The 24,398-nt window shown below is 39.4% G+C and carries 22 protein-coding genes and 1 riboswitch; of the genes, 16 read left to right on the top strand and 6 right to left on the bottom strand.

Annotated features, from left to right (window positions below):
* Positions 1-153: 153 nt before the first annotated feature.
* The 3 genes from HMPREF0671_RS10055 to HMPREF0671_RS10045 all read right to left on the bottom strand — a co-directional run bounded on the left by HMPREF0671_RS10055 (position 154) and on the right by HMPREF0671_RS10045 (position 1,580).
* The gene (locus tag HMPREF0671_RS10055) at positions 154-825 is read right to left on the bottom strand and encodes a DUF6261 family protein (protein ID WP_156958407.1); all 672 of its coding nucleotides are present in this window, start codon (positions 823-825) and stop codon (positions 154-156) included.
* A gap of 252 nt (positions 826-1,077) precedes the next feature.
* Entirely contained in the window at positions 1,078-1,383 is a 306-nt protein-coding gene (locus HMPREF0671_RS10050; RefSeq protein WP_036900161.1) for a type II toxin-antitoxin system YafQ family toxin, read from the bottom strand.
* Positions 1,383-1,580: a hypothetical protein gene (locus tag HMPREF0671_RS10045; RefSeq protein WP_036900159.1), complete on the bottom strand. Its 198-nt coding sequence runs from the start codon at positions 1,578-1,580 to the stop codon at positions 1,383-1,385. Before HMPREF0671_RS10045 ends, HMPREF0671_RS10050 begins: the two co-directional genes overlap by 1 nt.
* 661 nt (positions 1,581-2,241) lie before the next feature.
* Positions 2,242-2,442, top strand: a riboswitch (cobalamin riboswitch).
* Positions 2,443-2,501: 59 nt separating this feature from the next.
* Here HMPREF0671_RS10045 and HMPREF0671_RS10040 point away from each other — a divergent pair.
* Genes HMPREF0671_RS10040 through cbiB form a run of 7 tightly spaced genes read left to right on the top strand, consistent with a single transcriptional unit; the run spans position 2,502 to position 11,085 of the window.
* A complete protein-coding gene (locus HMPREF0671_RS10040) occupies positions 2,502-4,631 on the top strand; it encodes a TonB-dependent receptor plug domain-containing protein (protein ID WP_052053000.1) in 2,130 nt (709 codons plus the stop codon).
* A gap of 12 nt (positions 4,632-4,643) precedes the next feature.
* Entirely contained in the window at positions 4,644-5,939 is a 1,296-nt protein-coding gene (locus HMPREF0671_RS10035; protein WP_036900157.1) for a hypothetical protein, read from the top strand.
* 5 nt (positions 5,940-5,944) lie between these two features.
* On the top strand, positions 5,945-7,234 hold the full coding sequence (locus HMPREF0671_RS10030; RefSeq protein WP_036900156.1) for a cobyrinate a,c-diamide synthase: 1,290 nt from the start codon (positions 5,945-5,947) through the stop codon (positions 7,232-7,234).
* Positions 7,206-7,715 carry a cob(I)yrinic acid a,c-diamide adenosyltransferase gene (locus tag HMPREF0671_RS10025; protein WP_036900154.1) on the top strand — a complete coding sequence of 170 codons (510 nt, stop codon included), beginning with the start codon at positions 7,206-7,208 and terminating at the stop codon, positions 7,713-7,715. Before HMPREF0671_RS10030 ends, HMPREF0671_RS10025 begins: the two co-directional genes overlap by 29 nt.
* Positions 7,716-7,722: 7 nt before the next feature.
* Complete coding sequence (locus HMPREF0671_RS10020) at positions 7,723-9,168, top strand: cobyric acid synthase (RefSeq protein ID WP_036900164.1); 1,446 nt, start codon at positions 7,723-7,725, stop codon at positions 9,166-9,168.
* Positions 9,165-10,145 (top strand): aminotransferase class I/II-fold pyridoxal phosphate-dependent enzyme, encoded by a 981-nt coding sequence (locus HMPREF0671_RS10015; RefSeq protein ID WP_036900163.1) that lies wholly within the window; start codon positions 9,165-9,167, stop codon positions 10,143-10,145. The genes HMPREF0671_RS10020 and HMPREF0671_RS10015 overlap by 4 nt, the downstream gene beginning before the upstream one ends.
* Before the next feature lies 1 nt (position 10,146).
* The gene (gene cbiB, locus HMPREF0671_RS10010) at positions 10,147-11,085 is read left to right on the top strand and encodes an adenosylcobinamide-phosphate synthase CbiB (protein ID WP_036900153.1); all 939 of its coding nucleotides are present in this window, start codon (positions 10,147-10,149) and stop codon (positions 11,083-11,085) included.
* Here the strand turns inward: cbiB and pheS are convergent.
* The gene (gene pheS, locus HMPREF0671_RS10005; protein WP_036900151.1) at positions 11,082-12,122 is read right to left on the bottom strand and encodes a phenylalanine--tRNA ligase subunit alpha; all 1,041 of its coding nucleotides are present in this window, start codon (positions 12,120-12,122) and stop codon (positions 11,082-11,084) included. The two genes, cbiB and pheS, sit on opposite strands and share 4 nt — an antisense overlap.
* 128 nt (positions 12,123-12,250) lie before the next feature.
* On the opposite strand from pheS, the gene HMPREF0671_RS10000 reads away from it, so the two are divergent.
* Genes HMPREF0671_RS10000 through HMPREF0671_RS09990 form a run of 3 tightly spaced genes read left to right on the top strand, consistent with a single transcriptional unit; the run spans position 12,251 to position 14,893 of the window.
* On the top strand, positions 12,251-13,105 hold the full coding sequence (locus tag HMPREF0671_RS10000) for a DUF4348 domain-containing protein (RefSeq protein ID WP_036900149.1): 855 nt from the start codon (positions 12,251-12,253) through the stop codon (positions 13,103-13,105).
* Between the two features lies 1 nt (position 13,106).
* Positions 13,107-14,117, top strand: coding sequence for a UDP-N-acetylmuramate dehydrogenase (murB, locus tag HMPREF0671_RS09995; RefSeq protein ID WP_036900147.1), 1,011 nt, complete (start codon positions 13,107-13,109; stop codon positions 14,115-14,117).
* An 11-nt stretch (positions 14,118-14,128) separates the two neighbouring features.
* Positions 14,129-14,893 carry an MBL fold metallo-hydrolase gene (locus HMPREF0671_RS09990; RefSeq protein ID WP_036900146.1) on the top strand — a complete coding sequence of 255 codons (765 nt, stop codon included), beginning with the start codon at positions 14,129-14,131 and terminating at the stop codon, positions 14,891-14,893.
* A gap of 50 nt (positions 14,894-14,943) precedes the next feature.
* On the opposite strand, the gene HMPREF0671_RS09985 is transcribed toward HMPREF0671_RS09990, so the two are convergent.
* A complete protein-coding gene (locus HMPREF0671_RS09985) occupies positions 14,944-15,462 on the bottom strand; it encodes an NUDIX domain-containing protein (RefSeq protein WP_036900144.1) in 519 nt (172 codons plus the stop codon).
* Positions 15,463-15,464: 2 nt separating this feature from the next.
* Positions 15,465-16,307, bottom strand: a complete 843-nt coding sequence (ispE, locus tag HMPREF0671_RS09980) for a 4-(cytidine 5'-diphospho)-2-C-methyl-D-erythritol kinase (protein ID WP_036900143.1) — start codon at positions 16,305-16,307, stop codon at positions 15,465-15,467.
* Positions 16,308-16,409: 102 nt separating this feature from the next.
* On the opposite strand from ispE, the gene dnaB reads away from it, so the two are divergent.
* From dnaB to leuB, 6 genes are all read left to right on the top strand, one after another.
* Entirely contained in the window at positions 16,410-17,939 is a 1,530-nt protein-coding gene (dnaB, locus tag HMPREF0671_RS09975) for a replicative DNA helicase (RefSeq protein WP_036900141.1), read from the top strand.
* A gap of 275 nt (positions 17,940-18,214) precedes the next feature.
* Entirely contained in the window at positions 18,215-19,717 is a 1,503-nt protein-coding gene (locus HMPREF0671_RS09970) for a 2-isopropylmalate synthase (protein ID WP_036900139.1), read from the top strand.
* 11 nt (positions 19,718-19,728) lie between these two features.
* On the top strand, positions 19,729-21,120 hold the full coding sequence (leuC, locus tag HMPREF0671_RS09965; RefSeq protein ID WP_036900138.1) for a 3-isopropylmalate dehydratase large subunit: 1,392 nt from the start codon (positions 19,729-19,731) through the stop codon (positions 21,118-21,120).
* An 8-nt stretch (positions 21,121-21,128) separates the two neighbouring features.
* Entirely contained in the window at positions 21,129-21,722 is a 594-nt protein-coding gene (leuD, locus tag HMPREF0671_RS09960) for a 3-isopropylmalate dehydratase small subunit (RefSeq protein ID WP_036900136.1), read from the top strand.
* A 5-nt stretch (positions 21,723-21,727) separates the two neighbouring features.
* Positions 21,728-23,230 carry an alpha-isopropylmalate synthase regulatory domain-containing protein gene (locus HMPREF0671_RS09955; protein ID WP_198025904.1) on the top strand — a complete coding sequence of 501 codons (1,503 nt, stop codon included), beginning with the start codon at positions 21,728-21,730 and terminating at the stop codon, positions 23,228-23,230.
* Positions 23,231-23,232: 2 nt separating this feature from the next.
* Positions 23,233-24,294 carry a 3-isopropylmalate dehydrogenase gene (gene leuB / locus HMPREF0671_RS09950; RefSeq protein ID WP_036900132.1) on the top strand — a complete coding sequence of 354 codons (1,062 nt, stop codon included), beginning with the start codon at positions 23,233-23,235 and terminating at the stop codon, positions 24,292-24,294.
* The last annotated feature ends 104 nt before the right edge of the window (positions 24,295-24,398 follow it).

Below are 24,398 nucleotides of genomic sequence, written 5' to 3'. Positions count from 1 at the left end.
TCTTTTTACAAAATGGAGTTTGTGAGTTTTTAAGTTCTTGAGTTTATACTTCCCCCTCCCCCTTCGGGGAGGGCCGGGGGGGGCTGCTACCCTTCTTTGTGTTTACGGTGCGGCGTGTGGTCAACACTGTCTTCATGCGGTCGATGATAGCGTTCACAGGGTCGATGAACGGGGTGTAGGGGGCTGCACCGTTAATGATGGTAAGGGCGTTGACGGTTTCCACGAGTGTGCGATAAGCAGCATCGGCGGCATGCGTGATGGTTTGATGATGCCCACCTGTACAGCACTCTCCTGTCTGGCACGACAACTCACCGTGGTAAGATATTCGTCCTCGCACTGGTATAGTCGGTCGAGCAGCGGCTTGAAATTGGTGGCGGCCATGCGCGAGGCGTCTATTTCCATGAGGTCGTGTAGCAGATTGTGTAGGCGCCCCGTCTCTTCGGCCTGAGACATTGTGGCAAGGTCGCCGTACTTTTTGAACAGATTGTACACCTCTGTGGCGGTGGCGGCGGTGGCGTGGTCGGGGAATGTCATCGCAGCCTTGGCATACTCGCGCATCGACCTCCATGCCTTGTCGCGCAGTGCATCTTGCTCGGCGGCTACCTTGGCGGAGGGAACGGTGGTATCTTTCTTCAAGTCGACGTCAAACTGCTGATACGCCTGCTTGAATGCCTCGACGGCCGATCTCAGTTTTGCGGCATAGCCGAGGGGGGGGGCTACGTACGGTAGGTGCTCGACTTCGACGCTGACCATTTTCTGAAATCCGAAGTCCTCTTCCACGTGCATATGGCCGAGGTCGAACGATTTGATTTTTGTAGTTTTCATAAGCGTTTTGTGTTTTAAGTTGAACATTAGATTGATTTTTATCAAGAATGGGGTGACGCGTGGCGCGCCGGCCATTTTTTTCTCGTAGAAGCATTGTCGCGTGGCGCGCCAGTGCTTTTTCTTTCGTAGAGACACCGTTGCGCGAAATCGCCGATACCTGCTTGCTCCGAATACGGCACGAGGGGGAGAAAACAGTCGTCCCACATTCCTGCAATGGGAATGTGGGACGGAAGGGGAATTAGTTTTGTGGCGTCAGCCAAACAAGTCAGAATGCGTTCCGGTACGTATAAGATTGAGAATGCGCAGTTCGCACACAGTATCTTCTTCCATCGAAACAAAATCCTCCTTGCTATAAATCAACAGCCAGTCGGGATGTATGTGGCATTCGCGAAGCCCGGCATATTCACCACTCAAAGCATGGTCACGTTGAGCTGCGGGTAATGGTATATCATCAGCCAACATCTTAATGACTTCGTTCAAGTCATCTTCAGCAAGATGTTGCTTGCGAGCACGTTTCAAGTCACGCTTGTATTGACCTGTGAAAACGATTTCACGCATCACCTCACACTTTTGAGATATTCGTCAAATGTCTTGCAACGTGTGACCTTGCCCTGCTGCAATTCGCTGATGGCTTGCCTTGTAGCCTCAATACCATTAGGTTTGCTCTGCGGAATGAGTCCTTTCTCGCGCAGATATGCCATGATGCCACGTCCTTCCTTCGTGCGCTCGTCGATGTTGATAGTATAAGTTGCCATAGTTTTTCCTCCTTATAATATAATTAATGTTACGGTGCAAATATACTCATTTTCCCGCACAACGGCAAGTAGGAGGCTTTGTTTTTCCTCTCGTGTCTATTCTGCATGTCAAAGAGCTATTTGGGGTTATTCCCCCGTCCCTCCATTATCAGGGATGGAGGAGGTTGTAGAGGGGCTTACTCTGCCACGGGGCGCATACTGTATCCTTCTTGTATATTTGATGACCCAAATGGATATACACCGCTATCTCTATCGAAAGAAAATACAGTTCTCCAATCGAAGTCAACCCCTGTTTTAGTTAGTATCACCGGGTTTGTCCAATACGTACCGGTAGGTCTAGTATCAAATACTGCAGTTGCATGAGTAATTCTACCCAAAGCGGGAAAGAAGATAATTGCATTGGGATTATTGATACGATTATAAAAATAGAAGCCGTGTCTGTATGGACCGTTAGTATTAAAGTCGCTTGGATTCTAGCTCTCCGCACGTGAGAGTGTTGACTGTGCAAGTTACACACATTTTGAGTTCTAACGTGGGCAAAGGTAAAGATATTTTTTTATTAGACAAGGAAAACATATTGTAAAATTAAATCTTCGATAAAAAAACTCTCATTAGTAGAATTCATTTTGTGTTAATTTTGTTTCTTACAGTAAAAAGGGTAACTTTGCAAACAGATATTGGTTCAGACAGATTACTGCCTGTTTGATTAAAAGGGAATCGGGTGTAAGTCCCGAACAGTACCCGCTGCTGTAATCTCCTTGTGTTATCTACCAATGAAAGCCACTGGCGTACATTGACGTGCGACGGGAAGGTGTAGATGATGGAGAAAGTCAGAAGACCTACCAAATCTAATTATCGTTGTATATGGCCTCCGGGTGATGGGGTATATTACAATTTATTAAATAATCGCATTTGATAATAATGAAAGGCTTAGCCTCGTTGATTGTAGCATTGATTGTACCTATATATTTATGGGCACAGGATGATATTGCCGATTCTATCAATTTAAAGGGCGTACATGTGACAGCAAAAAGCAAACAGCGCCAATTGAAAGAAAGTGGTTTCTACATGAATATGATCGATGTACGCAACCAATCAAATGTAGCAACAAATCTAGCCGACCTCATTAATCAGACTACCGGCGCACGAGTAAGACGTGAAGGTGGTTTGGGGGCAGATTATGAATTATCCTTAAATGGGATGTCGGGTAAGTCGGTGAGATACTTTCTTGACGGTGTACCCTTGGATTTGAAAGGACGTAATGCCTCGCTTGATAACATACCTATCAGTCTTATAGATTATATTGAGATATATAAGGGTGTCGTACCTTCTTATCTAGGAGGAGACGCATTGGGGGGAGCTATTAATTTAGTGACTACTCGAAAAATAAAAAACTATTTAGATGTATCTGTAACAGCAGGTTCGTTTCATACCGCACTAGCCGACTTAAACGGGCAATGGGTGCTACCTAAATCCGGAATCGTGATACGACCATCGTTCGGACTGGCTTATTCGAAGAATGATTACCGTATGAAGGGTGTGGAATTATGGAATGAGCAAGCAGATGCTTATATAGAAACTGATGCAAAACGATTTCATGATGGATACTTTTTCTTATTAGGGCAAATGGAAGTAGGAGTTCAGAATAAATCGTGGGCCGATGCGTTTTTCGTCTCTGCATCATGTCAAAAGAAAGATAAGGAATTGCAAACTGGACAGATACAGAGTATTGTATATGGTCAGGCAGAGTGTAATCAGCATGCTTGGAATGTATCGATGAGTTACGATAAACACAATTTCTTCGTGGATGGTTTACGATTGAAGGCTCTTATATCGCAAACTTGGGATAAGGCTGTGACTGTAGATTCTACTTATCGGAAGTATGCATGGGACGGTAGTTACATTAATACTGTTCGCAATGAGATTACTGGTCGTAGTAAACAGCTACGACATTATAGTCGTCCGCTTACCACCATCAGAACAAATTTTGATTATACGCTTGGACATAATCAATCATTCAATCTTAATTATTTGATGTATAGTACCGGTAATCGACGCTGGGATGAAATCGATACCGATTTTGAACCGTCGAGTGATAGAATTACGAAACATCTTATAGGATTATCTTATTATGTTAGCTTGAAAGGTCGTTGGCAAGCATCTGTATTTTTAAAGGATTATATTAATCATGTAAAAGTTGGACAAACCGATCTTCCGTGGATAACTAATTCCATGAATGCGATTCGCAATACGACAAAGAATTATATGGGATACGGGCTCAGTAGTCGTTATACACTGTTGCCGGAAATTTCTGTAAAGGGCTCTTTTGAGCATGCAGCTCGACTTCCGCTGGCCAATGAACTCTTGGGTAACGGCACTACTGTCTATGCCAATTTAGCTTTAAAACCAGAGAATAGCGACAATGTAAACTTAGGATTGTATGGACATGCAGTATTCAGCAAAACGTATCGCTTAGATTATGAAGTTGCAGGATTTGTCCGTAAGGTGAGAGATTATATTCATGCAGTCTTGTCTGAACAGGATGGATTGCTACAATATAAGAATGTAAATGATGTCACAGTGAAAGGAGTAGAAGGCGAAGTGAGTTACTCGTATGCTGATTGGTTGCAGCTAAAACTGAATGGAACTTATCAGAATGCACGTGATATGAATAGATGGATGAATGATGGTAAGGAATCTGTGACCTACAAAAATAGACTTCCCAACCGTCCATGGCTTTATGGGAATGCGGAAATAATGTTACAGAAGACCAATCTATTTTGTAAGGATACGAATATACGCTTCAGCTATTTGTATCAATATGTACATTGGTTTTATCTGACATGGGAAGGGTATGGCTCCCTATTTTCTAAAGCACATATCCCAACGCAAAATCTCCATTCGGCAACTCTCTCGTATTCATGGGACAAAATGAGATATAATATCTCACTAGAGTGTAACAATATTTTTGATACAAAAGCTTACGACAACTATAAACTACAGAAACCCAGTAGGGAATGGATGTGCAAATTCAGAGTTTTTATTAATTAACAACATAATAAGATGAGGAAAATATATTTATTAGTAATCGTTGCAACCAGTATTTTTGTGGGTGAATTATTCACAGCTTGCTCTAACGATGACGAACCGAATCGGAATCCTGATGAGATATTGGGAGTTCATTATGATATTTGGGTAACTCCCGGACAAAGTACCGGTATGGGTAGCAATGATGCAATCATCGTACAAAATTTGAAGAGTTTGGAAGGAGATAGTACTATTAACTTTAAGAATACCGGCGTAGATGTGACAGCCAAATTATATCAAGAATCTATTATTAAGGGCATGTACTATTATCAGATACCCAAAGAGAAAGACAGGTTTGGAAAGTATCAGATTATTAATGGTCAAATTATAACGGTCAAGGAACGTCCTTTCGATAAGAATACTTATAAAGATAGACGATATACACATGCTTGGTTGGCTAATAATGAACTTGTTGTCATGGCAGCTAATGGTAAAGCAAACGATGTCGTTTGGACAAAATATAATACAGATAATATGACTATTGAAGCCGAAGGAAGTTTAGATTTAGCTAAAAAGACTCGTGTGAAACAATATAGTACCTCTGGCTTGGCTACTTATCGTGCTAGCGATAACAAATTAATCTATTTTTTCTGCGAAAAAGCCAAAAAGGCTACTAAGCAGGTTTTTGCAGCCTTTATCAATCCTACAACAATGGTAGTAGAAAAATTAGATTCAACGACGGTAGGAGAAGAGATGGCCGGAACGGCTTATGGAGAGCTCTTACAGGATAAAAGTTTTTTTGACGATAATCAGAATCTATATCTTCCTCTGTTATCTAGTATAGCTGGTGCTAAATCTGCTACGTCTAAATATAGTCGTATAGTCAGAATCAATAACGGTGAAGAGAAATTTGACAAGTCATATATAGGTATGAACACAGGTACAAATAATGGCAAGATCGTAACTTGTGATTATGTTGGGGGCAATAAAGCTCTGCTCTATATCCAAGATCCTGAACATACAGGTACCAGTAAAGACAATAGACTTAGTGAAGGTTGGGGGACAAACTATAATTGCTATTATGCATTACTAGACTTGTCTACTAATGTTTTGAAAGAGTTTACTTATAAAGGTAAAGCATTACCTTATAGCAGCGGGACATTTTCACAACGTTCATTTATCTTGAATAATAAAGTCTTTATAGGCGTAAATCCACAAGACAGTCCGGCATGTGTGTATGTCTATAATAAGAGAACGCAGGAGTTGACAAAGGGGATAACTATAGCTACCGGTTATCAATTTACGAGGATTACCCATATATTAGATAAGTAAAACGAATGAAACGTATTCCACAATTCTTATTGGCTGCTCCTACATCGGGTTCAGGTAAAACTACGGTATGCCGACTATTGATGTCGGCACTGACCAAGCGAGGGTTACATGTGCAGCCATTTAAGTGTGGTCCGGATTATATTGATACGAAGTTTCATGCAGTAGCATGCGGACGCCCCTCACTTAACCTTGACACCTTTATGGCTTCTACATGTTGTGTAGAAGCCATCTATACTCACTATGCGCAGAGAGCCGATGTCTGTATAGTAGAAGGCATGATGGGGATGTATGATGGGTATGACAGGGATAAAGGCTCTTCGGCAGAAATAGCATCCATATTAGATATTCCTGTGATACTAGTTGTCGATGCTAAAAGTGCAGCATACTCTATAGCTCCTTTATTGAAAGGTTTTATGGAGTTTCGTCCAAATATCAAAATTGCTGGTGTTATTTTCAATAAGGTAAATTCTGCTCAACATTATAATATGCTCTGTCAAGTTACAGAAGAATTGGAATTGCCATGTTTTGGATATATACAAAAATGCAAAGATATAGAGCTATCTAGTCGATATTTGGGATTGAATTTCACCAAAATAAAGGAAAAAGACATGTCATACTTCCTTGAATATGTACAAGTTGACCAGTTATTGGAGAGTGTGATGCGCGATGTCCCGAAAGATAATGATTCATATTTAGCAAATATACCTCCACGAGGATGGAATATTTGCGTCGCAAAAAATGAGGAGTCATTCTCTTTCCTTTATCAAGAACATGTTGATATGATGGAGAAATGGGGGCATATTACTTATTTTAATCCGGAAGAAGATTTTACTATTCCGCGCAATACGGATTTGCTATATTTACCCGGTGGTTACCCAGAAAAGCACCTAGACGATTTCTCTGAATATACTATGCACGAAATATACCAATATGGTGAACATGGTGGACGTATATGGGCTGAGTGTGGAGGTATGATGTATTTGTGCAAAGAAATACGAACTCATGAGGGGAGTCGACGAATGGTTGGCCTATTTAATCACGTTATATCGGCAGAAGATGAGCATCGTAAACTTTCGTTAGGCTATCGTAAATTGCAATTACCCAATGGTCTGAAGTTACGAGGGCATGAATTTCACTACACTCAATTTGTGGGGCAAAGACCGCAAACCATAGCAGAAGTTCGCAATGCAAGAAACGAGATAGTTGATAGTCCATTTTTTAAGTATAAGAATGTGACGGCAAGTTATACACATTTATATTGGAATTATGGCAAGAATATACACAAAGACTGGTGATGATGGGCAAACCCACTTGCGCAGTGGTGTTAGAGTAGATAAAGATGATATACGGATAGAAGCCAATGGTGAAATTGATGAATTGAATTGTCATATTGGTGTTGTATGCGCTTCTATGCCAAAAGGAGATACTCGGAGACTCCTATTATGCAGGATTCAACAGGAGTTGATGACTATAATGAGCTTGGTAGCAACTCCACCGGGAAAAGAAAATCCACGTGAGGAAGAACTGAAAGAGCTAACTTCAGAAATGGAAACAGAGATAGATAGGGTTACCAAAGATAGAAAATTTCGCTTTGTATTGCCCGGTGGAACCTTCTTACAGGCCTATTTGCATATGGCTAGAAGTAAAGCTCGCACTGCGGAAAGACGATTATGGACTGTTAACCGCGAATATCCACAAGATAAAAAAATCATGGTTTTTATGAATAGGCTGAGTGATTTTCTTTTTGCTTTAGCTACAGATGAGGATTTTGACTAATAAATATATGACTGGTTTAAGGCCAATAATGCTGTGTGGCACAGGTAGTGATGTCGGTAAAAGTGTATTGGCAACAGCTTTATGTAGAATATTCAAACAAGATGGCTATGCTCCAGCTCCCTTTAAAGCTCAGAACATGGCCTTGAATAGCTATGTCACGAGTGATGGGTTAGAGATAGGAAGAGCTCAAGCTGTGCAAGCAGAGGCCGCAGGTTTAGAATGTCAAGTGGATATGAATCCAATCTTGTTGAAACCCCAAGGAGATCACACCTCACAAGTAGTATTAAATGGTCGTCCTATAGGTAACTACAGTGCACAAGAATATTTCCGCTCAGAAGGACGAGAACACTTGCAGCAAGCAGCTCATAATGCATTTGACAAGTTAGCCCAAATGTATCATCCCATTGTTATGGAAGGAGCTGGTAGCATATCAGAAATCAACCTAAAAAAACAAGACATAGTCAATCTCGCTATGGCTAGATATGCCGGTGCATCAGTCATATTGGTTGCTGATATTGATCGTGGTGGGGTTTTTGCCAGTTGTTATGGGAGTATAGCTTTGCAGTATCCCGAAGACAGAAAGCTTATAAAAGGGATTATAGTCAATAAATTCCGAGGGGATATGCGTCTATTTGAGGATGGGCGTAAGATGTTGGAAGAAGTATGTAAAGTTCCTGTTCTTGGGATTATTCCCTATTTCAACGATATTCATATAGAGGAGGAGGATAGCGTTGATTTAATATTTAAGAATAGGAGAGTAAGCCATGATAAGATTAATATAGCCGTAATATTGCTAAAGTATATTAGTAATTTTACTGATTTTGATATATTAGAGCGTGACCCACGTGTCAATCTATTTTATACTAACAATATTCAAGATATAGCACAAGTCGATATTATCATTATTCCGGGAAGCAAGAGTACATTGGAAGATCTCTATGAGCTACGACGTAATGGTTGTGCACAAGCGATTATGAAAGCTCATGAGAATGGTAAGACAATAATGGGAATCTGTGGGGGATTCCAAATGTTAGGTGAAGAAGTGCTCGATCCTAATCATGTGGAAGGAGATATAGATAGATTACCGGGACTTGGATTACTCCCAATGTCGACTACCATGGACTGTAATAAAGCGACTCAACGAGTAGAATTTTCTTTCGAGGGCTATCTCTTGAATGGCTATGAAATTCATAATGGTAAAAGTGTTTTAAGGGATGGAACTAGTAATTATGGTAAAATTGTAAATAGGGATAAGGTGTATGGAACATATGTTCATGGCATCTTAGATAATATTTCGTTTATTGATATTTTGTTAGCTCCCTATGCCGGCAAATCCCAAGAGGGTTTTAATCTTAAAAAGTATAAGGAAACACAGTATGATTTGCTTGCAAACCATGTTCGGTCTAATCTTGATATGGATTGTTTATACTCAATTATGAAGGGAGAAGTATGATAGAGAGTCTTCATGGCGACGATTTATATCGTTACAAAAATATTCGTATAAATTTTAGTTCTAATATATGGGGGCATGCAGAACTACATGAACTAAAAGCACAATTAGCTCATCGTTTGGATACTATTTCACATTATCCGGAACCTTATGCCCATAATTTAGAACTTTCTTTGGCAAATTCTATAGGAATTCACCAAGATGAAATATTGGTGACTAGTGGTTCTATTGATGCTATCTACTTAATATCAACACTCTTTTCTGATGCGGAACCGATAATTCCAAGTCCTACATTTTCAGAGTATGCATTGGCTTCCAATCGATTTAAGCATAAGGTTGAATCCTCGAAAAAGATTCATTGGGTGTGTAATCCTAATAATCCCACAGGATTAGTTATCCCAAAGAAAACATTATTGGAAGAGATTGATAGCCCGAGAGACATCTTTATCATAGATCAAGCTTATGAAGATTATACACTAGAGCAATTACTTACTGATGCAGAAGTAGTACGGCGTCCAAATGTATTTCTACTCCATTCGATGACAAAGAAATATTGTATACCGGGATTGAGACTTGGATATGTGGTTGGAAATAGAATGTTAATACAGGCATTACGAGAAATAAATCGTCCATGGAGCATAAATGCTTTAGCGCTGGAAGCTGGATTATGGCTCCAAGGGAAAAACGTATTACCAGCCACACAATGGTTGAGAAAAGAAACAGAGTTGTTTAGAAATCATATCAATCAATTAGATGGATATGAAGCTTTACCTACCCAGACCAATTTCTTCCTTGTAAAGATAGACCTTAAGAGAAGACCTTCCTCTAACATATTGAAACAACGACTAGCTCAAGAATATGGTATATTGATTCGTGATGCTTCTAATTTTGTAGGATTAGACGATTCATATTTCAGAGTGGCAACACAATTACCTGTAGAGAATTTAGAGCTAGTGGCTTTATTAGATCGACTTCATTAAAATGGCTTACATTGCAAAAATACTATCGTTAATTATAGGATGGGTATTGGATTTCTGCTTAGGCGATCCGGAGCGGCTCCCACATCCTATTGTATTATTTGGGAAAACAATTGCTTTTGGAGAACGAATCATGAATCGGGGACGGCATAGGATGCTAAAGGGAGGAGTCATGGCGTTAGCACTTATTGGCTCGGTATATACACTTGCATATTTTCTGATACATGAATTATCTTTCATATCTATCTGGCTTGAAATAGGCATAGAAAGTATTTTAATATTCTTCTGTTTAGCCGGTACCACTTTAATAAAAGAATCGAAGCAGGTGTTTAGTGCTTTAGAACATAGCCTTGAAGAGGGGAGAGCACAAGTATCAAGAATCGTGGGACGTGATACAAGTAGCCTTTCTGAACAAGAGATAAAACAAGCAACTCTTGAAACATTATCAGAAAACTTAAGCGATGGTGTCGTAGCTCCCTTATTCTGGTTAGCTATATTGGGTGTTCCGGGGATATTGACATATAAAATGGTTAATACATTGGATTCTATGATTGGCTATCGAACACTACGTTATCTTCTATTTGGAAGTATAGCTGCACGCATAGATGATATCGCTAATTATCTACCAGCGAGATTAACAGCTTTGATGATGTTGCTTGTAAGTGGGAAATTTAGACAAATAAAATTCGTAATGCACTATGGAAAGGCGCATTTAAGTCCCAACAGTGGTTATCCAGAGAGTGCATTAGCAGCAATACTAGATTGTAGGTTTGGTGGCTCTCATTTATATTTTGGAGAATGGGTTGATAAACCTATGATAGGTTTTAACCCTCGTGAACTCACCATTATGGATTTAAAAAAAGCAATTATTATCAATCGCTCAGTTGAGTTGTTGACAATAATTGCCTTGATTGTGTTTTATTTAACTTTGGCAGTTCTTTAATTTGCCGATTCAAATTCACGCAAGAAACGTACGTCATTCTCAGAGAACATACGCAAATCGCTAATACGATACTTTAAATTTGTGATACGTTCAACTCCCATACCAAATGCATAACCTGTATAGACACTAGAATCGATACCGCATGCCTCCAAATCATGTGGGTCTACCATACCACACCCAAGGATTTCCACCCAACCCGTATGCTTACAGAAAGTACATCCTTCTCCACCACAGATATTACATGAAATATCCATTTCTGCACTAGGCTCAGTAAATGGGAAATAGCTAGGACGCAAGCGAATCTTTGTATCAGCTCCAAACATTTCACGAGCAAATGTTAGTAAAACTTGTTTTAAGTCAGTAAAACTAACGTTTTTATCAACATACAGTCCTTCTACTTGATGAAAAAAACAGTGTGCACGTGAGCTAATAGCCTCATTACGGTAAACACGTCCCGGACAAATAATGCGAATAGGAGGTTGGTGATTTTCCATATAATGAGCTTCATCACCCGATGTATGGCTTCTCAATAGAACATTCTTAGTCACATCCGAGGAATTGGTTTGTTCTATAAAGAATGTATCTTGCATATCGCGGGCAGGATGATCTGCCGCAAAGTTTAGCATTGTAAACACATGCTTGTCATCGTCTATTTCCGGTCCTTGAAAGAGAGTAAATCCCATACGTTGGAAAATATCAATAATCTCATTTCTGACGATGGTTAATGGATGGCGTGTTCCAAGTGGAATGGGATAAGGAGTACGGGTAAGATCGAAATCCTCATGTTGGCTTTCGGCAGTATCTACTTTCTCTTTCAACTCATTCAATTTATCTTGAGCAGTTTGCTTCAGTTTATTGAGCTCAATACCTACTGCCTTCTTTTGATCTGCAGCCACATTACGGAAATCTGCCATAAGAGCATTGATTTCACCTTTTTTACTGAGATATTTTAAGCGGAGGCGTTCAATTTCTTCAGCATTTGTAGCCGTGAGTTCCGTCACCTCTTTCAACAGTGCTTCAATCTTTTCTAATAACATGCGTTTCAGTCGTTTGAAAAATATATGCAAAGGTAATATTTTTATGCTAAAAGAAGAAAGAATATAGAAATAAAGTTGTATTTTTGCACTGATTTGAGAGGGTATATTAAGACCCAAAATTTAGAGTCATGAGAAAAAATACTTTTTGTTTTTTTATTGTAGTAGTGGCTACAATAATCAGTTTTTCCATCACCGGTTGTCGGAATAAAAAGCCTTTGGAGACTATGGATTCTGTTGTTGTAGATACAGCCAGGATTGATAGCTCTGCTATAGATACAATGGATAATATAATAGCAGAAACTCCGATGCCAAAAGCAGCCGATGAACTCTTTGATGATTTTATTTTTAATTTTGCAGCCAATAAGAAACTTCAATTTGAACGCATTAACTTTCCATTGCCGGTTTATCATGACAATAAAGTCGAACAAATAAAAAGAAATCAATGGACGATGGAGCATTTCTTCATGCGTCAGGAATTCTATACTTTGATTTTTGACAATGCCAAACAAATGAAGGTTGTCAAAGATACTACGATTGACCATGTTGTGATTGAAAAAATCTTTTTTAAGAAAAAGACCATCAAAGAGTACGTATTTAATCGTATTAATGGCCAATGGAGATTAATAAATATTGCATATAAAGGGATGCATAAAAATCTTAACGCTTCATTTTTAAACTTTTACTATAAATTTGTTACAGATTCTACATTCCAAATTAATAGTGTGCATAATCCTCTACAATTTTCCGGTCCAGATCCTGACGATGATTTTGGCATTATGAATGGAACTTTAGAGCCGGAACAATGGTCGTCTTTTGCTCCTCAATTACCAAGCAATTATATATATAATATTCTTTATGGACAATCATATAAAGAGAGTCGTGAGAAAGTATTTGTAATTAGGGGTATTGCCAATGGACTAGAAACTGAATTGACATTCAAGTATTTAGGTAATTCTTGGAAACTTATTAAGTTGTCAATGTAGAATGAAATATTGTCTAAATTTTAATTTGTTAAATTACAATACATTTGGTATTGAGGCTAAATGTAAATCTTTTATTCAATACACAGATTTAGAAGATGCGAAGAAAACAGCTTCAATACTAACGGCCCCTTTCTTTATCCTAGGAGGTGGTAGTAACCTTTTGCTGACCAAGGATTATCATGGTACTGTTGTTAAAGCAGAATCGCGTCTAGATATAAAGGTTATAAAGGCAGATGCAGATAAAGTTTGGTTGCGCTGTTGGGCTGGTACTACATTTGATGATGTAGTAGAATATGCTGTAAATCAAGGATATTATGGATTAGAAAATCTATCACTGATTCCCGGTGAGGTTGGAGCCAGTGCCGTTCAAAATATTGGAGCATACGGGGTAGAGATAAAAGATGTTATAGATAGAGTTGAAGCTATAAACATTTCTACAGGACTAGAAGTGTCTTTTACCAATGCCGACTGCCAATATTCATACCGGCAAAGTAGATTTAAGAATGAATGGCATCATAAATACTTAATTACCTATGTAGTCTATTGCTTATCTACAAAATTCAATCCACGCCTAGATTATGGTAATATTCGTTCTTCTTTAGATGCTCAAGGCATAGATGTTCCAACTGCTAAGCAATTAAGAGATACTATCATATCCATTCGTCAAGCCAAACTTCCAGATCCAAAAGTATTAGGAAATGCAGGGAGTTTCTTTATGAATCCGATTATCAGCAAAGAACAACTTGGGCATTTAATAGAACTTCATCCTCAAATGCCACATTATCCAATTGATGAACTACACGTAAAAATTCCTGCAGGTTGGCTTATAGAACAGAGTGGCTGGAAAGGTCGGGCTTTGGGACGAGCAGCCGTTCATGATAAGCAAGCTTTAGTTCTTGTAAATAGAGGTGGCGCTACGGGAGCCGATGTATTAGCTTTATGTAATACCGTTCGTGAAGCTGTCTTGGAAAAATTTGATATTCAAATTAAACCGGAAGTAAATATTCTGTAGTTTATAAGATTATGCCAAAATTCACTTTTCTTGGCACTGGAACATCTAATGGAGTCCCTGTATTGGGCTGTTCTTGCGATGTTTGCCATAGTTGTGATCCACGAGACCGTCGATTTCGGTGTGCTGGTCTTCTAGAAACAGCCAATACTCGTATCCTTATTGACTGTGGTCCGGATATTCGTCAGCAATTGCTCCCTTTAGATTTTCGGCGTATAGATGCTGTGTTGATAACACATATACATTACGACCATGTAGCTGGAATAGATGACTTGCGTCCTTATTGTAGCTTTGGCGACATCCATATTTATGCAGACAGTTCCGTTACATCTGGTTTACAGCATACTATGCCTTATTGTTTTGGAGAAGATTTGTATCCGGGAGTACCTAAATTAAACATCAAAACGATACGGGAACATGAACTTTTAGCTATTGGAGATTTCCGTGTACTACCTTTTCAAGTATTACATGATGATTTACCAATACTTGCTTATAGATTTGGAAGTTTTGCTTATATAACGGATATGAAGACAATTCCAGATTCAGAACTTCCTTATTTAGAAGGAATTGAGACATTGGTTGTAAATGCACTTCGCTGGGACAGGCCACATCATTCCCATCAATTAGTAGGCGAAGCCATTGAGTTTGCTCATAAAATAGGTGCACGACATACCTATTTGACACACCTTACACATAAAATAGGATTACATGCTGAAGCAAGTTTAAGACTTCCTCAAGACGTTCAATTTGCCTATGATGGATTACAAATCGACGTATAACTACTTAGCTAGAATTATCATTAAGTAGGAGAAAGTTGCTATTGATATTTTTATATGTTTTTTTGCTCGTTAGCAAAATATCGTTTATACTCTGATTCAAAATTTGGAGTAAATATGCCTTTTCCTAGATTTTCATGAATTTCTTGCATAGTCCAAAATTTTCCATCAGCTAATTCTTCTTTGTTAATGGAGATAGGAATGTTATATATGGCCTTAAAAGAATATATAAGCTCTTGTTCCATTAGGCTCTCAAAGACATAATGGCCTAGCTCTGTTGGGCTAAAGTCCTCTATATTTAGTTCCTCTTTCACCTCTCTTTGCAAAGCTGTAGTGACATCTTCTCCCAAATTTACATGTCCCCCACATGCAGTATCCCATTTAGATGGCTGTATATCTTTCCATTTCGGACGCAATTGGAGAAAAAGTTCACCTTGAGAATTAAAAATATGTAAATGTACTACAGGATGAAGAAGTTTACTACCATTATGTGCTTGTCCTCTTGTAATAACTCCTAGTATATTCCCTTCTTCATCTATATAGGGAAAATATTCTTCTAAATTGTCTTGCATGTTCAAAGTTTGGATGAGAATATAAATGTATTAGGAAATTGTTCTTCTAATCCATTAGGCACAATTCTAAATATTCCAAAGATAGCACTACCACTTCCACTCATCTGAGCATAAATGGCACCTAGATCGTATAAGGTTTGTTTGATAGCTGCCAACTCCTCATGAGCTTTAAATATTGGTATTTCAAAATCATTGTGTAATGCTTCCTTCCATGTCTCAATGGGCTGTCTAATAATATCTTTACAGCATTTTAATGGTTTTTGCGGGACAATAGATTGATATGCTTCTTTTGTAGAGATAGATATATCAGGCTTAATAATGACAATATAGTATCCATTCAAATTACCTTTAGGTCCATCAACAGGAGAGATGATGTCACCCAATCCAGTAGCATATGATAGCTCTGAAGTAATAAAAAAAGCACAATCAGCTCCTAGTTTAGCCGCATATCGCTCCATCTCTGCATATCCTATATTAAGTCTGAAACGTTCATCAAGTAATTTAATCATATAGGCAGCATCACTGGAACCACCACCAAGTCCGGCTTGAGATGGTATCTTTTTGTATAAATGAGCATGCACCCTTGGAAGTTCAAAATCGGACGCCAAGAGATTATAAGCTTTTACTACGAGATTATCTTGTTCGTTACATTCAATTACATTTCCCGTTATCTTCAAATCACAATCTGTATCTGAAGGAAAATCTTCTCCCATATATTTAATCTCTAGTGTATCATGTAAAGAGTAAATAGGATAGAATACTGTCTCTAGGTCGTGGTATCCATTACTACGTTCACCTATAATATTGAGCCCAAGATTGATTTTTGCACAAGGATATGAAATCATAATATTATCAATATAGTATATTGCAAAGATAAAAAATAAATGTGAAATGCCTTTTAACAATACGTTTTTTTTTATCTTTGCATGAAATACAAGGAGTTAATTATGCCAGACAAAAATGATACGGTAAAGACGAAAAGAAAACAACAATCCAATATTGACACTAATTTCGGACATCTACAGCCACAAGCATTGGATGTAGAACAAGTGGTATTGGGTGCTCTGATGATAGACAAAGATGCATTTTCCATTGTTTCAGAGATTTTGAGACCAGAAACTTTTTATGAGCCACGCAATCAAAAAGTTTATCAAGCTATTCAGAATCTCAACATGAGCGAGCGTCCTGTAGATATTCTTACTGTTTCAGAAGAATTAAAACATGCAGGTACATTAGACGATGTGGGCGGTGCACAGTATATTGTGGATTTGAGTTCACATGTTGCCTCTTCGGCTAATATAGAGTTTCATGCTCATATTTTGGCTCAGAAATTCCTTGCACGACAACTGATTTCATTTGCTAGTAAGATAGAGACAAAAGCTTTTGATGAGACGGTTGATGTTGATGAGCTCATGCAAGAAGCAGAGGGAAATCTATTTGAAATCTCTCAAAAAAACATGAAACAGGATTATACCCAGATAGATCCTGTTGTTCAGCAAGCTATTGAAATACTGCAAAAGGCATCTGCTAATAGCGGAGGGCTCACTGGTATCTCTACTGGATATACAAAATTAGACGAGATGACTAGTGGATGGCAAAAGAGCGACCTTGTAATTATAGCGGGGCGTCCGGCCATGGGTAAAACTTCTTTTGCATTAAGTGTCGCTAAGAATATTGCGGTAGATAGCAGGGTGCCTATCGCATTCTTTTCTCTCGAAATGAATAATGTCCAATTGGTAAACCGTCTGATTTCTAATACCTGCGAGATTGGAGGTAATAAAATATTAAATGGACAACTATCCCCGGATGAGTGGAGCAGGCTTGATAAAAATGTTAGAAAATTAACCGGTTCACCTATATATATAGATGACACTCCCGGTTTGAGCGTGTTCGAATTACGAACTAAGGCAAGACGACTTGTCCGTGAGAAAGGTGTGAAGATTATCATGATAGACTATTTGCAGCTCATGAATGCAAATGGTATGAAATTTGGTAGCCGTCAAGAAGAAGTGTCTACCATCTCACGTTCTTTAAAAGGATTGGCCAAAGAATTGGATATTCCTATATTAGCATTGAGTCAGTTGAATCGTACCGTTGAAAATAGAGATGGGTTGGAAGGAAAACGTCCTCAATTAAGCGACTTACGAGAGTCTGGAGCCATAGAGCAGGATGCCGATATGGTTATTTTTGTACATCGACCGGAATATTATCATATCTTTGAAGATGAAAAGGGTAATGATTTGCATGGAATGGCACAAATTATTATAGCCAAGCATCGTAAAGGCGCTACCGGGGATGTACTTCTTACCTTTAAGGGCGAGTTCACTCGATTCCAGAATCCGGAGGCCGCTCCTGCAGCTCCACCCATGGAGGGAGGTGAGGTCCTAGGTTCTAGAATGAATGGTATTCCGTCTGGAGATTTCCCTTCAAGCGATAATTTACCACCGATTCCACCTTCTGATGTTATGCCTTTTTGATTAACACGACACGGAAGTTATAATTTGTAATATTAATATTCAAAAAAGTAACATATTGCTTGTATATATCGGATAATATTATTACTTTTGCAGAAAATAAAAGAAATATGACAGGACTAAACCTACAGAGCATCATTATTGATATTCGACTTAAGCGAGCCGAAGGAAGTGATGAGGTGTCTTGGTAGTCCTAACATATAGATATGTAAGCCTTTCTCACTTCCATTAGTGTGAAAGGCTTTTTCATTAAGTATAATATCATAATTCACATATAAATGAGCGACAAGTTATACATTTTTGATACAACATTGAGGGATGGTGAACAAGTTCCCGGTTGCCAGTTGAACACCATTGAGAAAATTCAGATTGCCAAGCAACTCGAACAATTAGGTGTAGATGTTATAGAGGCCGGATTTCCAATTAGTAGTCCCGGTGATTTCAATTCTGTCATAGAGATAAGTAAGGCCGTAACATGGCCGACAATATGTGCACTTACTCGTGCTGTAGAGAAAGATATTGAAGTTGCTTCCGATTCTTTGCAATATGCAAAACACAAGCGTATTCATACTGGTATTGGAACTAGTGATAGTCATATTAAATATAAATTTAATTCTACTAGAGAAGAGATTCTTGAGCGTGCTGTGAAAGCTGTTGCTTATGCTAAAAAGTTTGTTGAAGATGTAGAATTTTATGCTGAAGATGCGGGGCGAACCGATAATGAGTATTTAGCAAGAGTTGTAGAAGCTGTTATTGCAGCAGGTGCTACTGTTGTTAATATACCTGATACAACGGGCTATTGTCTTCCCGATGAATACGGACGGAAGATAAAATATCTGATGGAACATGTTGATAACATTGATAAAGCCATTATTTCTACACACTGCCATAACGATCTTGGCATGGCTATAGCCAATACATTACAAGGTGTATTGAATGGAGCAAGACAGGTAGAGGTGACAATCAATGGTATTGGCGAACGTGCAGGTAATACCTCTTTGGAAGAGATAGCTATGATTTTGAAGTGCCACCAAGGTATTGGTATTGATACAAACATCAATACTACAAAGATATGTCAGACTAGCCGTATGGTCTCTAGCCTGATGAACATGCCTATTCAACCCAATAAAGCCATTGTTGGTAGAAATGCTTTTGCACATTCTAGTGGTATTCATCAAGATGGTGTATTGAAAAATGTACAGACTTATGAAATCATAGATCCCAAAGATGTTGGGTTGGATGATAACTCTATTGTATTGACAGCACGTTCTGGCAGAGCTGCTCTTAAATACAGACTTCGTGTAAATGGAGTGGACGTAACCGATGAGAATAAGTTGGATAATATTTATCAAAAATTCCTTAGATTAGCCGATCAGAAGAAAGAAGTCAATGATGATGATATCTTGATGTTAGCAGGAGCCGATACGGCAGATGCTCATGCCGTGAAACTCGACTTCTTACAAGTCACTACAGGAAAAGGTGTGCGTAGCGTAGCAAGTATCGGACTTGATATCTCCGGACAAAAATTTGAAGAGGCTTCTAGTGGAAACGGCCCTGTCGACGCAGCTATCAATGCGCTGAAAAAAATCATTCAGAAACATATGATACTGAAAGAATTTACTATTCAGGCTATCAGTAAAGGCTCTGACGATGTTGGAAAGGTGCATATGCAGGTAGAATACGAAGATAATATTTACTATGGATTTGGGGCAAATACAGATATTGTAACGGCATCTGTTGAAGCATATATCGACTGTATCAATAAATTTAGGAACAAGTAATATTTAGCTTTATGAATACATTATTTGACAAGATTTGGGATAAGCATGTTGTTCAAATTGTTAAGGAAGGTCCAACGCAGCTTTATATAGACCGGTTGTATTGTCATGAAGTTACTTCACCTCAGGCTTTCTCCGATATGCGTGCTCGCGGATTAAAATGTTTCAGACCCAGACAGATTTACTGTATGCCCGATCACAATACGCCAACACACGACCAAGATAAGCCTATCGAAGAGCCTGTATCTAAAAAACAGGTTGACACTTTAGCACAAAATGCCCATGATTTTGGACTTGTTCATTATGGGATGAATACGCAAGATAATGGTATCATCCATGTTGTAGGACCGGAAAAAGCACTTTCTTTACCGGGCATGACAATTATTTGTGGCGACTCACATACTTCTACGCATGGTGCCATGGGAGCTATAGCTTTCGGTATTGGTACTTCTGAAGTCGAGATGGTAATGGCTTCTCAATGTATCTTACAGCAGAAACCTAAGAGTATGCGTATCAATATCAATGGTAAACTGGGTGACTTCGTTACGCCAAAGGATGTTGCATTATATTTGATGAGTCAACTTACAACCTCCGGCGCAACCGGGTATTTTGTAGAATATGCAGGGGATGTGGTGCGAGATATGACGATGGAAGGCCGACTCACTCTGTGCAATTTGTCCATTGAGATGGGAGCACGTGGTGGTTTTGTAGCTCCGGACGAAACCACATTTACCTACTTGAAAGGACGCGAATTTGCTCCTAAAGGTGAAGAATGGGATAAAGCACTGGCTTATTGGAAGACTTTGAAGAGTGGGGAAGATGCAGAGTTCGACAAAGAATTAAATTTTGAAGCGGCAGATATTGAACCCCGTATCACCTATGGAACCAATCCGGGTATGGGTATCGGCATCTCTGAATGTATCCCTCATTTGGATAATATAGAAGAGTCTGGGCAGGCTTCATTCCTGAAGAGTCTTGATTATATGGGATTTACCCCCGGTGAGAAATTACAAGGTCATCCTATAGATTATGTATTTTTAGGTGCTTGTACCAATGGTAGAATAGAAGATTTCCGTGCATTTGCCTCTATTGTCAAGGGATATCAGAAAGCCAAAGATGTGACTGCATGGTTGGTACCCGGTTCATGGGCTGTGGATAAACAAATTCGCGAGGAAGGAATAGATAAGATAGTTGAAGCCGCTGGATTTAAAATTCGCCAACCGGGTTGTTCTGCATGTCTGGCTATGAACGACGATAAGATACCAACTGGAAAATACTCTGTATCGACTAGTAATAGAAACTTCGAAGGTCGTCAAGGCCCCGGTAGCAGAACGATTTTGGCGTCTCCTTATGTTGCTGCCGCAGCTGCTATAACTGGTAAAATCACTGATCCACGTATTTTATAGAAATTATTATGAAACAGAAATTTGATGTAATAACCTCTTCATGCATTCCATTGCCTTTAGAGAATGTAGATACAGACCAAATTATCCCTGCCCGTTTTTTAAAAGCTACTGATAAAGCCGGATTTGGAGATAACTTGTTTCAGGATTGGAGATACAATAAAGATGGTTCGCTAAAGGAAGACTTTGTCTTAAACAATCCATCATATAGTGGTTGTATCCTTGTTGCTGGTAAAAATTTCGGTTCAGGCTCCTCACGCGAACATGCAGCTTGGGCCATTGCCGGGTATGGCTTTAGAGTCGTTATCAGTTCTTTCTTTGCCGATATTCACAAAAACAATGAGTTGAATAATTTTGTTTTACCGGTTGTGGTATCAGAGGAATTTCTACAAGAATTGTTCGATACGATAGAAAAAGACCATCAAACCCAAGTAAAAGTAGACTTACCCAATCAGACAGTGACCAATCTTGCAACAAATCGTTCGGAGCAATTTGAAATCAATGCCTATAAAAAACATTGCCTGATGAATGGACTCGACGATATTGATTTCCTTATTCAGAGTAAAGATAAAATAGAAGAATGGGAGCAGGCAAACAAGTTATAGAAATTATGGACTCCACCTTACGAGATGGAGAACAAACTAGTGGCGTATCTTTCTTGCCCCATGAGAAGCTCATGATAGCGAGAATGTTGCTACGTGATGTCAATGTCGACAGAATAGAAGTAGCATCTGCTAGAGTTTCAGATGGTGAAAAAGATGCCGTCAAGAAAATCTGTCGTTATGCTGCTAGCGTTGACATGCTCAATAGGGTAGAGGTGCTAGGATTTGTAGACAACCATAAGTCTATAGATTGGATTCGTGAATGTGGGGGACGTGTCATCAATTTACTTGCAAAAGGCTCTTTGAAACATTGCACACAGCAACTTAAGAAAACTCCCCAATCACATATTGCCGACATTAAAGAAGAAGTAGCCTATGCGGAGCAAGAGGGTGTCTCTGTTAATCTATATTTAGAGGATTGGTCATCCGGAATGAAAGACTCTCCTGAATATGTTTATCAGTTGATGGATGCACTTCATAGTGTTAGTGGGATTCGACGATTCCTTTTGCCGGACACCCTTGGTATTCTTAATCCACTACAATGTTTGGAATTCCTGCGCAAGATGATTCGTCGGTATCCTAATACTCATTTCGATTTCCATGCACATAATGACTACGATTTGGCAGTCAGCAACTCTTTAGCTGCGGTCTTAAGTGGCGCAAAAGGTATTCATGTCACGGTCAATGGGCTAGGTGAAAGAAGTGGTAATGCGCCTCTAGCATCTGTTCAAGTCATATTGAAAGACCAATTTCATGCCATTACACACATCAATGAGGGAATGCTCAACGATGTGAGTCGACTTGTCGAAGGATATAGTGGGGTTGTCATTGCACCGAATACTCCAGTTGTAGGCGATTATGTCTTCACACAAGTAGCGGGTGTACATGCCGATGGTGATAGCAAAGACCATCTGTATTGCAACGACTTAGTCCCGGAGAGATTTGGTCGGAAGCGTGAATACGCTTTAGGCAAAAATTCCGGTAAAGCTAATATCATTCAAAATCTAAAAGATTTAGGATTAGAACTCACACTCGAACAAACAAAGGCGGTTACCAATCGAATAACCCAACTCGGCGATCGGAAAGAACTTGTGACACAAGATGACCTACCCTATATTGTCAGTGATGTATTGAAGCATAATGCCCCCGAAGATAAGGTAAAGCTATTAAGCTATATGGTTTCTACATCATACGGGCTAAGACCGATTGCAAGTCTGAAAGTAGAAATCAATGGCAAGGAGTATGAGGCCGATTCTACCGGCGACGGACAGTATGATGCTTTTGTGAGTGCATTGCGTAAAATATACAAGGAATGCCTAAATCGTACCTTTCCGGTTCTTGACAATTATCAAGTAACAATTCCACCGGGGGGTAGAACCGATGCTTTGGTACAGACTGTTATTACTTGGCGACAGGATGAAAAGGTCTTTAGAACACGTGGTCTCGACGCCGACCAGACCGAAGCTGCCATCAAGGCAACATTTAAGATGTTAAACTTAATTGAAGAATAAATATGGATTTAAAGATTGCAGTGTTATCAGGCGATGGTATCGGACCTGAAATCATGAAACAAGGAATAGCCGTGATAGACGCTATCGCTAATAAATTCGGTCACCGTTTTTCTTATACAGAGGCCATCTGTGGCGCTCATGCCATTGATGCAGTAGGCGATCCATTCCCGGAAGAGACTTTTAAAGTCTGCATGGATGCCGATGCCGTATTGTTTGCTGCGGTTGGAGATTTACGTTTTGACAATAATCCCACGGCCAAAGTTCGGCCAGAACAAGGTCTGCTGGCTATGCGAAAGAAACTGGGACTATTTGCCAATGTACGTCCTGTAGCCACATTCGATTGCTTACTTCATAAATCACCATTGAAAGATGAATTGTTGAAAGGTGCCGATTTCATCGTCATTCGAGAGCTAACCGGTGGCATGTATTTTGGTGAAAAATATCAAGACAATGATAAAGCCTACGACACAGATATCTATACTCGTCCCGAAATAGAGCGCATTCTCAAGGTCGCTTTCGAATATGCCATGAAGCGCAACAAGCACCTTACTGTTGTTGATAAGGCTAATGTGCTTGCTTCTTCACGCCTATGGCGACAGATAGCTAAAGAGATGGAACCGGCTTATCCTGAGGTTACCACCGACTACATGTTCATCGATAATGCCTCAATGCGTGTATTGACAGAGCCCAGATTCTTTGATGTAATCGTTACTGAAAATACTTTTGGCGATATTCTTACAGATGAAACTAGTTGTATTACAGGCAGTATGGGCTTGCAACCATCTGCATCTTTGGGTGAGCATACCCCTTTGTTTGAACCGGTACATGGCTCTTGGCCACAAGCTGCCGGCAAAAATCTCGCCAATCCAGTAGCTCAGATTCTTTCCGCAGCTATGTTGCTTGAACATTTTGGGCTGAATCAAGAAGGTGCTTTGATACGCAAGGCTGTCGATGCTAGTCTAGATGCAAACGTACGCACGCCCGAAATACAAATAGAGGGTGGTGAGCAGTACGGCACAAAAGAAGTTGGAAGTTGGATAGCCAACTACATTGCAAAGGCTTGATAACCAATAATAAGGAATAAACACTCGTGCTTTCCATCCCGACTTCCTGTACGTGATATTTGAGCAACAAATCACGCATTTCGTACAGTTCGACTCTGCAACAA

Origin of the sequence: Prevotella sp. S7 MS 2 (genome assembly GCF_000762865.1) — a bacterium.
GTDB lineage: Bacteria > Bacteroidota > Bacteroidia > Bacteroidales > Bacteroidaceae > Prevotella.
The sequence above is the reverse complement of the archived record's forward strand: the minus strand, read 5'-3'. Positions and strand labels throughout refer to the sequence as shown.